This window comes from Klebsiella sp. C349492, from assembly GCF_042055345.1.
In the GTDB taxonomy this organism is placed as follows: domain Bacteria; phylum Pseudomonadota; class Gammaproteobacteria; order Enterobacterales; family Enterobacteriaceae; genus Klebsiella; species Klebsiella scottii.
The window spans coordinates 22,573-35,592 of record NZ_JANQCE010000007.1; the positions used below are offsets into that span (position 1 = coordinate 22,573).

Annotated in this window: 13 protein-coding genes; 7 read left to right on the forward strand and 6 right to left on the reverse strand. The window is 52.2% G+C overall.

Annotated elements, in window-relative coordinates; translation table 11 throughout:
• Positions 1–75 precede the first annotated feature (75 nt).
• Positions 76–966, forward strand: coding sequence for a winged helix-turn-helix domain-containing protein (locus NWP14_RS21950; RefSeq protein WP_095104156.1), 891 nt, complete (start codon positions 76–78; stop codon positions 964–966).
• Between the two features lies 1 nt (position 967).
• Complete coding sequence (locus NWP14_RS21955; RefSeq protein WP_095104158.1) at positions 968–1,444, forward strand: hypothetical protein; 477 nt, start codon at positions 968–970, stop codon at positions 1,442–1,444.
• Between the two features lie 73 nt (positions 1,445–1,517).
• Here NWP14_RS21955 and NWP14_RS21960 read toward each other — a convergent pair whose 3' ends face one another.
• The 3 genes from NWP14_RS21960 to NWP14_RS21970 form a co-directional block, all read right to left on the reverse strand.
• Positions 1,518–1,991, reverse strand: coding sequence for a hypothetical protein (locus tag NWP14_RS21960; RefSeq protein ID WP_375215987.1), 474 nt, complete (start codon positions 1,989–1,991; stop codon positions 1,518–1,520).
• Entirely contained in the window at positions 1,991–2,905 is a 915-nt protein-coding gene (locus NWP14_RS21965; protein ID WP_375215988.1) for a transcriptional regulator, read from the reverse strand. The genes NWP14_RS21960 and NWP14_RS21965 overlap by 1 nt, the downstream gene beginning before the upstream one ends.
• An 844-nt stretch (positions 2,906–3,749) precedes the next feature.
• Entirely contained in the window at positions 3,750–3,965 is a 216-nt protein-coding gene (locus NWP14_RS21970; RefSeq protein ID WP_375215989.1) for a hypothetical protein, read from the reverse strand.
• Between the two features lie 1,127 nt (positions 3,966–5,092).
• Between NWP14_RS21970 and NWP14_RS21975 the strand changes: the two genes are divergently transcribed.
• On the forward strand, positions 5,093–5,251 hold the full coding sequence (locus NWP14_RS21975) for a YqaE/Pmp3 family membrane protein (protein WP_045853240.1): 159 nt from the start codon (positions 5,093–5,095) through the stop codon (positions 5,249–5,251).
• 62 nt (positions 5,252–5,313) lie between these two features.
• Here the strand turns inward: NWP14_RS21975 and NWP14_RS21980 are convergent, their stop codons facing one another.
• Together NWP14_RS21980 and NWP14_RS21985 are read right to left on the reverse strand one after the other, a co-directional pair.
• The gene (locus NWP14_RS21980; protein WP_375215990.1) at positions 5,314–5,751 is read right to left on the reverse strand and encodes a hypothetical protein; all 438 of its coding nucleotides are present in this window, start codon (positions 5,749–5,751) and stop codon (positions 5,314–5,316) included.
• Between the two features lie 117 nt (positions 5,752–5,868).
• Positions 5,869–7,080 (reverse strand): FAD-dependent oxidoreductase, encoded by a 1,212-nt coding sequence (locus NWP14_RS21985; protein ID WP_375215991.1) that lies wholly within the window; start codon positions 7,078–7,080, stop codon positions 5,869–5,871.
• 294 nt (positions 7,081–7,374) lie between these two features.
• On the opposite strand from NWP14_RS21985, the gene NWP14_RS21990 reads away from it, so the two are divergent.
• The 4 genes from NWP14_RS21990 (at position 7,375) to NWP14_RS22005 (ending at position 12,573) form a co-directional block, all read left to right on the forward strand.
• Positions 7,375–9,936, forward strand: a complete 2,562-nt coding sequence (locus tag NWP14_RS21990) for a TonB-dependent hemoglobin/transferrin/lactoferrin family receptor (protein WP_375215992.1) — start codon at positions 7,375–7,377, stop codon at positions 9,934–9,936.
• A gap of 157 nt (positions 9,937–10,093) precedes the next feature.
• Complete coding sequence (locus NWP14_RS21995; RefSeq protein WP_095104183.1) at positions 10,094–10,606, forward strand: sigma-70 family RNA polymerase sigma factor; 513 nt, start codon at positions 10,094–10,096, stop codon at positions 10,604–10,606.
• 21 nt (positions 10,607–10,627) lie between these two features.
• Positions 10,628–11,563 carry a FecR domain-containing protein gene (locus tag NWP14_RS22000; protein ID WP_375215993.1) on the forward strand — a complete coding sequence of 312 codons (936 nt, stop codon included), beginning with the start codon at positions 10,628–10,630 and terminating at the stop codon, positions 11,561–11,563.
• A 167-nt stretch (positions 11,564–11,730) separates the two neighbouring features.
• Positions 11,731–12,573 (forward strand): TonB family protein, encoded by an 843-nt coding sequence (locus NWP14_RS22005; protein ID WP_375215994.1) that lies wholly within the window; start codon positions 11,731–11,733, stop codon positions 12,571–12,573.
• A 73-nt stretch (positions 12,574–12,646) separates the two neighbouring features.
• Here NWP14_RS22005 and NWP14_RS22010 read toward each other — a convergent pair whose 3' ends face one another.
• Positions 12,647–12,904: a helix-turn-helix domain-containing protein gene (locus NWP14_RS22010; protein WP_375215995.1), complete on the reverse strand. Its 258-nt coding sequence runs from the start codon at positions 12,902–12,904 to the stop codon at positions 12,647–12,649.
• Positions 12,905–13,020 lie beyond the last annotated feature (116 nt).

Consider the following 13,020-nt stretch of genomic DNA (forward strand, 5'->3'; position numbering starts at 1 on the left):
TGTGAAAATATCTTAATTTCATCTGCATCCGCAGAGATAAACCTCACCAGTTGCTGAATGAGTTCTATATAATTAATGCATAGATATTACGTTATTAACAAGGTTGTTGAATTTCATCCTACGACCCGTCAGTTAAGAAATCTTAGCAACCCCACGAATATGGTTGTACTAAACTCTCCGGCAAGCCGTTGTTTATTACTATTAATCGAGAGATCCGGCACAATTGTGACGCAACAAGAGTTTATGTATAACGTATGGGAGAAGCTTGGGCTCGTTGTGTCGGCAAATACCTACTATCAAAACATTTGTCTGCTCAGAAAAGGAATGAAAGAAATTGGATTTGCCAGCGATCCCATCACGACGATACCGCGTATTGGTTTAACCCTGGCCCTTGATACACAGATTCAGTCTATTGAATCCACCGACCCGCCACCGCCAGCCAGTGTTGACGAACAGACAACCGACGAGACGGCATTGACCGTATCTTATGATGAGCTCGACAAAGCAGTATTTAGCCATGCCGGGATCCTCCACGAGGCGATCGAGTCTGTTGCCGATATCCCGGCATCAGCTCCCGATATCCCTGAACCGCAATGCCTGCCAAAAAGAGACGCCAGCAAATTAAGTAAGCTGTTTTTTCTCATCACGGTTCTTATCTTTTCTATTCTGCTGGCAGATATAAAGGTCATTCTGAGCCACTTCCAGGAGCAGAGTTACTTCGAAAACTATCAGCTCACCGTGAACACCGATGGTTGCCACCTCTTCCTCAATAAAGATATTCATAATGCAGATGAACGAACGAAAGCGCTAACCTACGGCGCGCAGTTCAAATCTGACTGCCAAAAGTTTCCATGGGTATATATCAGCAGATACGCCATGCTGCCCAGGGCCTCGGTGATTCGCTGCAATAAACCCATGTCCAGCCCTAACTACTGTATTTCGAACTATTTTATTGAGGATCATTAGAATGATACATTACCGTGCATCGGTGTATGTGCTTTGCCTGTGCTTATTTTTAACCTTAATACTGGCAGGTTATTCCTTATGGCAGCGTTCTCAACCGCTTGAGTTCACATGCAAAGCTAACTTTGTTCAGCACCATGCGGACGAGAACCTCAACGTTTCGCTAACTTACAGGATTAGCAAAGATAGCGGCATGCTTAGCATGAATGGCCGCTCCATTAATAATGAAGCCAATAAATTTAATCGTAAGATATTTTTCAACATCGAAAAGCGCAACAACGTTTATCACCTGCACTCGGTCACCAATGTGGTCTTCCCTGATGAGACTGTTAACAACAGCTGGCTAGAGAAATATGAGCCTTTATTTTTCGTGTATCCCAAAAAAGATATTTACGTAAAAATACTTGAGCAACAGAACAGTTATTTATTTATATTCTCGACCTTACCAGCCTATGTATGTCATAAGCAGAAGGTTCTCTGAGAGAGTCACAACACTTTCAGGCCCTGGCGTTCTTTCCCCCACCGGCCATAACGACCGATGCTGACCTGATGACTTAAACGTGATTATATTTCTTACAGTAGAACATCGGCATATTATGTAAATAAATGACAGGGTTGTTATACTTATCATACTCAATCTTCAGCGCGAGCTCTTTTCCTGCTTCATAAAAGAATGCAGGAAAATGAAAATCCACATTACTGCTTTTACTGTTATCGGTACTAAGATACTCGACATATTGATTTTTAAGTATGTACACATCATTATTTTTCACATATGTAAAGTTAATGACCCTGGCGACCTGCGACTGCACGCCATTCTCAGCGGCGATAGCATGTATCGTAAGCTCGCCTTTATCATTAGCAAAAATGAAGCCAAAATTAGAATCCAGACGAAAGCCATCATGCAGCAAGGTATGACGACTCTGGCATACAATTTTATTATTTGAATCATCCATTTTAAAAAAATAAACTACAGCAAATGCAGCGGCTATCAGTAAAGTTGTCAGGTAATATATTTTTGCTCGCATTACTTTACCTTTATGCTTTTCATTACCGTCAGAGAGCGGCAGATTTGATTTTCTTTATCATAGACAGGACAATACATTACATTTAATCGCGTATTCATTGGCGACGCAGTAAAATAAACGACTTCGTTATTCGTACATGACAGCCCCAGAGTGCCGAGGATTGCCTTAATCTCAGAGGGTGAGTATTTGCGGTCCGCTGAAAATATATTACAACCATCGGAAGAGATTTTGATATAGTCAGAAAAAGCGTCGCCGCCAGCGCTGTGGTAATGATTTAAAATACTCAATAAAGCCATCGTCAGAATGACGGCTATCCCTGTATTCCTCAACCACTTACCTCTGTTATTATCATCACCGTTTGCTGAAGTATTTGCTAATTTAATTTCATTAACCGCAGGTCCTTGTAATACTTCGGCCGAAGTATTAAGCATTTCGAGAGAATCATCAGCCTCAGCCTGCGCTGACGTTTCGCTGGCGATATTATTAGGAACGAAGGTTTCTTTACCGTCAACTTCGGTTTTTACACTGTTGTCAATTTGTTGCTCATTATCTTCATCAGGATACACGTACGCTACTTTTACGCTATTATTAAACCTCAATCCATGCCTTGGCACCGTATCAATAACGTCTGAAAACCCCATAATCACCAGGGCTTTTCGAAGATGTAAAATACATTGGTAGTAAGTATTGTGGCTGACGCCAGCATTGCGCTTACTTCCCCATCCGCAGAGGATTAGCTCTTCCTGAGAAACAATCTCTCCCTGCTTACGGAGTAAGTTTTCCAGACAGCAGCTCGCAGGAAGATGAAGCTTAATTTCTTTTGCAGTCAGTCTATCAACAATCACCCGCTGGGAAGGGACGAACGCAACCCTCTCCCCAATAATAAAGCTTTGGATGTTATTTGAGCGATCCATATTACTACACCCTTAGCCGCCAGTGTCTTTGAAATCAGTAAGTTAAATATTAGGCTAATGAAAGAAAATTTCCGCGCAAATATTAACCGATCGAATAAGGATTAACAAACGGAATTTAACTATGTTCCGCTGTAGAAAATCCATATCGCAATACGCAAAATGCGAGGGATATCTATTTATTTCATCAACATCCATAAATAGATCATCAATTTGTTTCTAAGTTGACATTGATGTAACCAGGTATAAATTCAAATGCATTCGGGAGGCCGTAAAATGTTATCAAACTGATTAATGTATTAATCGCCGCTTTCGGTAAGTCATACCATACTGAATTCTCCCTCTTGGCAGCCAGCGGTATATTCAGCCAGATACGCCCCTGATCGCTTCATTTTGGCAGGCAGCCGGGATCGCTGAGACGCATAAGATGGCGAACGCGAATGATAAAAGAAGCTGGAGTATGGTGCTGCAGGCCACCATGTGCGGTAGAAACATATTAAAACATCCGATAACTTTCTGAAAATAGTCGCCTGTTCCAGCAACCTGAAAATAGCGGCTGATAAGATTCCTATTTTAAAAACGAGATGTTAGGAAACAGCACCAGAATTTAACCACTCTAAAACACATAACTCACATATGACAAGCATTTAATTTACCTAAGGGTATTCGAGTTTAAAACGCGCCTCGCCTTTATACTGGTACTGATTATAAATCCGGGAAGATTCTTTTCCCAGACCGACGCTCTCATCGATGCCACGATAAAAATTAGCCAAACATGCTCGCCTGAAAAAGCAAAATCATATTTTTAAATATATATATCCCTCCCTCGAAAACCAACCAATACTCGCTATTCCTCAATAAACGAAACCACGCCTTCTCCACCGTGAGACCCGGAGCATTGATCGGCAATTGAAGGAACAAGTGACGTAAACTGAACGTTGTGAGGCTTGATAGAACTTTTCAGCGGACTTTCGTCGCTCTTCGCTTTTAAATTGTACAGTTCCGTTAAATCATTAGCGACCGTGATGTTTAATTCCTTCCCATAAATTTTCTTGTAATTCATTTCTTTCCCCCATCAATTAGCCGTCATCAATATAGATGATTCAATTAAAATTAATATTTGACTTTGCGCGTCTGTCATGTCAGCTTTGCAAATAAAAGGAAATGACAATCGCTATCTTCTGAACAGGATAAAGCAAGATGGAGTTTGCGAAAAAGAGGATAGAGGAGTGGATGATAATAAATGAAGGGTAAAAATTACATCAAGCCGTTACTATATTAAGTTTATCTGCAGCGGTTCCACTTATTTCATCTCATTCTTCTGTATATTAATGATGAAAACCATTAAAGGTTTTTTCTTACTTTACCACCCCCATTATTTTATTTAACCACCCAGGGCAATTTATGAAAATAAAAATACTCTTGAATTTCTGTGCAAAAATCATCTTGTATTTTATTTCTGGTCATACAGTGCATGAGCCCTGACTGGAGATCCTTAACTAACCATGACATAGGCATAAAAGCAGCATACGCGTTAATGACGACAATTATTTTTTTACTATTGTCGCCATTAATTGATAAATGGAGTAAGAGAAATGAGAGGCCTAAGCCTTAAAGAGCTGACCTCAGCGTTTGGTGCCGGCATCGATAAAGATGCAGCGGTGGCTGACGGGAGTGCTGTTGGAGGGATACACGGAGTTTTTCTCTGGCCTATATCCCTCGGGCTTACCTTGAAGCAGATACAGAGAAACGTCTCCTCAACGGTCCGGAGTTCAGATTGCATCCTTCAGAATGGAATAAAAGAGGAAGGGTCTGGATCATAGATTTCTGTTGTAAGTCTGGTTTCGGACAAAGGGTCATTGCGCATTTCATCCAGTATCCCTATGGGGATAAGGCGAAGCGCGCTGGCTGAACAGAAGGAAGAAAATCATGAAGTTCAGGTCGGCCTTGCAGAATACAGCGCGAGGATCCTCGAAGATGCAGGGAAAATAGTCAATATTAGGAGATGACATGCTGTAGGTATCATCCCGGACGGAATACATCAAATCTTCATTTTGACTCTGACCCGCGCTCCTTTACGTCCGCTAGCAAGCGTAAAGGAGAGTAAACCCCCAGGGCAAACTGGCACTCTCGGGCAGAATTACTAAGCTTAATCAGGGAAACGGTTAATTTTACTTAGAGGGAGCGTATATGGGATTCTGGAGAATTGTTTTAACGATTATTCTGCCGCCGCTTGGCGTACTGCTGGGTAAAGGATTCGGCTGGGCGTTTATTCTTAACATCGTGCTGACGCTGCTGGGCTATATTCCCGGCCTGATTCACGCGTTCTGGGTGCAAAGCCGCGATTAACCGACCGCACCAAACGGCGCCCGGACGCCGTTTGGTGTATTAAACCCGGAACAAAATAGTGACTATCTATTTTCGGGTTTAAAGTGATAGGTTTCTTGAGCCGTTTGCAGCCATTCCCGATCGGAAACGATATTGTTCCTTTCAATCACGCTGAGCCAGCCGCCGTCGCCGGGCATGGTAATCAATGCGCTCCCCGTCGACGCAACCACCGTATTGACCGAATCATTTTTCACCCTGAAAAGTGGGAATCCTTTACTATCCACGCACCAGTTATCCACCATCTTATTTTTGTTCGCCACGCAATAATCTACGATCATCGGGTATAAATAGGGCCGCATATTGACGTACATGGCCCCGCCGATAAAAGGCGTTCTGGTTGCCGTGCTGTAGTGTTTTTCAAGATATTCAATTGCACCTCCTTTTAGCAATTTTTCATCCCCGACTCTTAACGTGCAGGAGATCTGTGACAAAGAAGCGATTATCAAAAGCAGCCATCTCATTATGGAATCCCTATCATTAGCGCTGGCCGAAATACGGCTATGTGGTCAACCTCTTACAACAACAGTGCGGCGGTGCCCGCGTATCTATTCCGCCGCCGCGGGGCAATCCGCCTGCCGCTAAAACCCACGCGGCGTTTCGCGACGGAATCCCAGGCCGATGATCCTACCGACCAACCGAGGCAGCCAGCGGCTGTTGCTGAGCCAGGTCATCAGACCGGAGCCGCCAGCCGCGCGGCGTTTTTTCGTCCTGCGCTGGCTCATTTTAATTTGTAAAAACTGCGTGGCTTTGGTGGGGAAATCGCGCCGCCGCTGCACGCGCTGCAGATGCTTTAGCTGCAAACGGCGCTGGCGCAGCGGCAGGCTAATGGCGTTAGCCGCGGCCACCGCATCCTGAATCGCCAGATTGACGCCCACTCCGCCGATAGGCGACATGGCGTGCGCCGCGTCGCCAATGCACAGCACGCCCGGCTTCGCCCACTTCTCCAGCCTGTCGATGCGGATGCTCAGCAGCTTCACCTGCTCCCAGCCGGCAATCTCCTGAAAGCGATCGTCCTGAAACGGGGCCACCTCGGCCACCTGCAGCAGGAATTTCTCCAGTCCGCTCTCCCGGATCGTATCGAAGCTCCCCTTCTCGATCGAATAGCCGCACTGCCAGTAATCCCCGCGATCGATCATGATGAAGTTGCGCCTTGGTCCGGTATGGCCCATCGACCATTGCGGATCGCCCGCATGCTTACTGAGCTTCATCCACAGCAGATCCCGCGGCGCGCCGAACGAGCGGCTGCTGAGCCCCGCTTTTTCCCGCACCACGGAGCCTCGCCCGTCGGCGCCGACCACCAGCTGGCAGGCAACCTCGATCGGCCCTTCCGGGGTCTCCGCCAGCACGCCGCACGCCCGGCCCTGCTCATAGCGCAGCTCAGCCACCTGCGCCGACTTTATTAGCGTGAAATGGGGAAAAGCAGCGGCCCGCCCGGCGAGGAAAGTGAGGAATTCCCACTGCGGCATAAAGGCGATGAATTTGCAGCGCGTCGGCAGGCGGGAGAAGTCCGCCAGCATCACGTTGCGCCCGGCGATCTCCGCCCACAGGTTTTCCGCGCGCTGGTGCGGCAGCGTCAGGAGATCGTCGAGCAGACCAAGCTGATGCATCAGCTCCAGCGTGGAAGGGTGAATGGTATCGCCGCGGAAATCACGCAGAAAATCATCGTGCTTCTCCAGCACCATTACGTTGACGCCCGCCCGGGCTAACAGATAGCCGAGCATCAACCCGGCAGGGCCGCCGCCTACGATGCAGCAATCGGTGGTGTAAGACGCGATCGAGGATGATGCCATGCTCTTAAGCCCCGTGGAACGACCCGCTTTCAGTGAATCGACGCGTCGTGGAAGAAATAGCGTATTGATAATGATTATCAATATCAGATAAAACTGTCAACCCGTTGCGCCATGCGGATTGCCCTCTGTTCAAGCGTCTGGCGGGCCGCCGTGCGGGAAAATAGCCGACTGATACCGCCTGTCCGCAGGTTTAACCGCCAGATGAGAAATTTTTTCATTAAATCTCTGCCCGATTTTGTCGCCTGGGTGACCTCTCTACTGAGATTCCAGTTTCACACATTCAGGGAACAGTCGATGTCTATAAAAAACAAAAGCGCGGCAAACAACATGTCCGGCACAAACGTCCGGCGGCATATTCATCATTCCGGCGGAAAACGGGCCGCCGGCAGAGTGCTCAGGCCCGCGTGCGGGCTGCTGGTCTTTGCCTCCTGTGCGACCGCCGTTTTTTCCGCACAGGCGCAGCCGCAGCCGACGCAGCAGGCCGATGTTCAGTCTTTCGCCATTCCTGCCGGCGATCTGAACCCGGCGTTACAAAGCCTTGCCAGCAGCGCCCGGGTCATTCTGACCTTTACGCCAGAACAAACCCGGGGGAAAAGCACCGCCGGCCTGCAGGGGCGATACAGTGTGGCAGAAGCCTTTAGCCGCCTGCTGGCGGGAAGCGGTCTCAGCGCCCGGCAGACGGCAAACGGTTATCGCCTGGTGGCGGCTGAACCGCTTGAGGATCTGGTGATCCCGGAGCTGTCGGTAGTCAGCGGCTTAACCGATAGCGTCTCGGCCGGCCGCTCGACCCTGAATCAGGAAGACATCGCGCGCGTACAGGCCGATAACGTCGCCAGCCTGCTCGATCGCCTGCCCGGCGTCTCGATGGCCGGCTCCCCTCGCCCCGGCGGACAGAGTTTGAACATCTGGGGGATGGGCGATATGGAAGATGTCAACGTGGTGCTGGACGGCGCGCCCAAAGGATTCGAAAAATACCGCCAGGGCTCGGTGTTCATCGAGCCGGAGCTGCTCAAGCGCGTTGACGTCGATAAAGGCCCGCATAACCTGCTGAATGGCAACGGCGGATTTGGCGGCACCATTACGATGGAAACCAAAGATGCCGGCGATATGCTGCAGCCCGGAGAGAACTTTGGCGGTTTGCTGAAATACAGCTATCACACCAACGATCGCCAGGGGATCTACAGCGGCGCGCTATATGGCCGCACCGAGGAAGGGTTTGCCGACGGGCTGGTCTATTTCAGCAAACGCGACGGGGGCAACATTAAACGGCCTGACGGCACGCGCTTTGCCTACTCGTCCAACGATCAGGCTTCGTGGCTGGTGAAGTCTAACCTGTATCTGACCGATGCGCAGACGTTAACCCTGTCGGCAATGCGCTCCGAGTCCGACGGCTGGCAGCCTTTTGCCGCCAAGCGCGATGATATCAGCGCCCCCAGCCAGGCGGATATCGACCGCTACGGCCGGGATGAGGCGTGGCGGCGCATCCTGGTGTATCGCGATCAGGTAGACACCAACTATTCGGTAAAATGGAACCTGGCGCCGGAAGAGCAGCCGCTGCTGGACCTGACGGTATCTTACGCCCACTCGAAAACCGAACAGCATGATAAACGCCCGGACTCCGCGTCACAGTACAGCTATCTGGGTTCTCTGGGGAACGAGAGCTGGGTGAGCTATGTCGATCAACAGCTCGATATGAACAACGAGAGCCGCTTTAGCAGCGGCCCGCTCGATCATAAGCTGCTGTTTGGCGTGCGCTGGCATAAGCATAAACGCGATACGCTGATGTACTATCCGGCGCAGAAAAATAGCGCCAGCTACAACTACGGCTATTTCCAGCCCTACTATATGCCGGCGGGCGAGCAGGAAACCCGCAGCGCCTATCTGCAGGATGCGGTCAGCTTCGGTAGCCTGACCGTTACGCCCGGCGTGCGCTTCGATCACGTCACCAACACGGGCCAGCCAAACCGCGCGCCGCGCTATAACGATAGCGATCCTGCCGCCGGGCATGATTACAGCAGCGTCACCTACACCGGCTGGTCTCCGCACCTGGGGGCTATCTGGAAAGCCACGCCCAACTTGTCGCTGTTTGCCGACATCAGCCGCACCTGGCGCGCGCCGGTCATTGATGAACAGTACGAAGTTCAGTCAGCCAGCTCCAGCGTTCCCGGCACCAGCCGTAATCTGAAGGTGGAGCGTATTACCGGAATTCGGCTAGGCGCGGTGCTGGATTTCAACAACTTACTGACGGCAGAAGACAGCCTGCAAATTCGTACGACCCTGTTCCGTAACCGCGGCAAGGATGAAATCTTCTATCGTCGCGGGGTGCAGTGCGACGCCGTCAGAAGCGGAGGAGAGTGCGGCCAGCCGCTGTCGAACTACCGTAACCTGCCGGGCTATACCATTGAAGGCGTGGAAATTGAGTCATTCTACGATAGCGATCGGGTGTTCGGCAGCTTCGCGTACTCCGCGATCCGCGGTAAGCGCGATGCTTCCCCGCGCGATCCCTGGGGCAACCAGACCTGGATTGCGGAAATTCCGCCGGTCACCGCGCACGCGGTGCTGGGGATAAAAGTACCGCAATGGGATGCGGCATTTGGCTGGACCGGCGACTTTGTGCGTAAACAGGACCGTTCCCCGGCCGACGGCGATCCGCTCGCTTCCGTCTGGGCGCTGCCGAAAACCGCCGGCTACTCCCTGCACGGCCTGTTCGCCTCCTGGCAACCCACGGCGCTGAAAGGGTTTGAAGCCCGGGTGGCGGTGGACAATCTGTTCAACCACGAATATTACCCCTACCTGGGCGAATCCGTGTCCGGCGTCGGGCGGAATATTAAATTCAGCGTCAGCCAGCGTTTCTGACGTTTTACCCGCGGGGAGCCGTCGGCTCCCCTGCTTCCCCCCTCCTGAATCCCCGGCGTAATGTAAATAATCAGCAATCTCTTGACACATAACTTACATTATCTTAATTAGTAATGATTCTTATTTTCATTTAAAGCTATCATGTTTGGTGTGCCGAATGGCAAGGAAAGATATTGCAATCGCTAACGGGTTTGCCCAGCAGCTCTATAGTGAACATCACGGCTGGCTGTGCCACTGGCTGCGGCAAAAGGTCGGCTGCGCCTGGCATGCCGAAGATTTGGCGCAGGATACTTTTATCAGCATCCTGCTCAGCCCGCAGCTTACGACCATTCGCCATCCCCGCCCCTTCTTAGCCACGGTGGCGCGCCGGCTGGTAGCCAACTATTACCGGCGCAAGCACATTGAGGAGCGCTATTTGCAGGCCCTGAGCGAGCTGCCGGAGGCCGAATCCCCGTCGGCGGAAATCCGTCTGCAGACGATTGAGATGCTGGAAAAGCTGGACCAGGCGCTGGACGGCCTGCCCGCGCCGGTGCGCGAAGCGTTCCTGCTGGCCCATCTGCAGGGCATGCGCTACTGCGATATTGCCGAGCGGCTGCGGGTCTCCGCCAGCTCGGTCAAACAGTATTTGCAACGCGCGAATCTGCAATGTTTCTTTGCCTTATCATCGTAATAGCGGCGTGTTGATACCAGCATGAGTCCTTCATCCACTCTCAATGAACAAAGCGCCCGCGAAGCCGCCATCTGGCTGACGCAGCTGATGTCAGAAGACGCCAGCCAGGAGGATCGGGAAAACTGGCAGCGCTGGTATCAGTCGCGGCCGGAAAATGCCCAGGCCTGGCAGCAGATCGGCGCCTTTTCCTCCGGCTTTTCCCTGCTTAATGGCATGGCCGCACAGCAGAGCCTGTCCCATCTGGCCAATCCTCAACGCCGCCGGCTGTTGAAGAGTATTGCCGTCGTCGGGCTGACCGGCGCGGTGGGGATCGGCGCCGGGAACAGCCTCTGGCGGCCCTGGCTGGCGGACTATCGCACGGCGATCGGCGAACAGAAAAATGTGACCCTGGCGGATGGCACGCAGCTGATGCTGAACACGCAAACGGCGGTCAATGTCGCCTCCCACGACGACGGCCAGCGGGTGGCGCTGTTGAACGGGGAAATGATGGTGACGTCGCCGCAAAACGCCGGGTTACTGCGGCTGCAGCTGCCGCAGGGCGAGCTCATCGCGTACAATAACCGCTTCGCGATCCGGCTGGGCGATACGCAGAGCGATATTGCGGTGTATCGCGGCCAGCTGAGCGCCCGTCCGGCGGCAGGCAGCCAGAGCGTGACCGTCAATGCGGGCTATGGTCTGTGGCTCAATGAACGCGGGTATAGCCCGTTACACCGGGTGCCGGCTGAACCGGCCTGGCTAAAAGGGCTGATCGTGGCCGATGATATGCGGCTGGCAGATTTCCTCGACGAGCTGGCCCGCTACCGCCGCGGCTATATCCGCTACCGGCCGGAGGTCGCTAATCTGCGACTGTCGGGAGTTTTCCCGCTCAATAACACCGACCGCATTCTTGATTCGCTGCCTGACAGCCTGCCGGTACAGATAAACTATCTGTCAAAATACTTTGTCAGCGTCTCCTGAAGTTCTTTACTCTGATAATGATATTTTTATGGCGTTATATCCCGTTCTTTCCGCCAGCAGTGCCCTTTCCGGCCGGGCAGAGTGTCCTGTCTATTATCCGACTCTGATTAACGTTGCGGCATCACGCTCGCGACGGCCTGCTCTCCTGTACCGGTGGTGACTTTTCCATGTTAAATAAAAACGCACTGTCTGCTGACCCCTTTTTCCCGCAGGGATGGGAACGGGGCGCGGGAAGGCGGTGGACTTTCGCAGGTCTGTTGACGCTGCTCCTCCACGTTATGCTGCTGGGCTGGCTCTGCTATCAGTCCAGCCCGCCGCCGCCGCTGCCGGCGGCCACGCCGATGGTGGTGTTAATGATGGCCACTCAGGCGCAATCCGTCGCCAGCCCGGAGAAAATGCCGACCGGAGTGCAGCAAACGCACGCCCTACCCAGCAGCCAGCCTGTGCCGCAGAAGGAGGAGGTGAAAGAGGAGACCAGGCCAGCGCAGACGCAGGCTCCGCAAGGCACGGAGCCGAAAACATCCCCGGAGATAAAGAAAAGCAAGCCCGCTAAACGCAAAGACCCGACGCCGCCTAAAACAACAGCTGAACGGGAGGTGACGCCGTCAAAAACGTCTGCCGCAGCGGATACCAGCGCGCCCCCTTCGATGAACGATAAGCAGGTCGCGGCGCCGCAGAACATGGCGGCGCCGCAATCGAACCAGATGAGCTCAGACTGGAGCGGGCAGCTGCTGGCGCACCTGAGCCGCTTTAAGCGCTACCCCGCCGTGGCGCTCCGCCAGCAGCGACAGGGGGTGGTGTATATCAGCATCACCCTGGATCGCCAGGGCAACGTGCTGACGGCGAAGTTACTCCGCTCAAGCGGGGTGGATTCGCTGGACCGGGAAGCGGAGCAGCTGGCGAAGCGGGCCGCCCCGCTGCCTCCCCCGCCGGATGATATCCGGGCGGGACAGCCGTCGTTCAGCGTGACGATCCCGATTCGTTTCGATCTCAGAGAGATGCGGCGGTGAAGAACGTACCGACACGCATACGAGAAGCAGCAGCGCCCGGAGTACCCGGGCTACATCTTCGCAAGCGGATCGTTCAGAACTTTGTACGAATCAGCTTCTTTCTGTCGATCGGGTTGCCCTGCCGATCGAAGTAACAACTCGGCCATATTTCCGCAGGGTCGATCCCCAGCGCCTGGGCGATGAGAAACTCGCCCTTGGGCCAGGGGCGGGACAGCGTGTTGGCCAGCGTTGACGAGCTCAGTCCCGCCTGGCGCGATACCGCCGCCAGCGACAGGTTACGTTTTTTCAATTGCGCAATAATATCAGCCGGATGCATATCGGTTCTGTTCATCTCATTCATTCCTTTGTGTGCGCGAAGTCGTTCATATTCTCACCACCACACTAAGTAATACTTAGTACATTTTCAACCAACAGCTTCCAGAATCGCGATTCTGTTTCCAGCCTTTC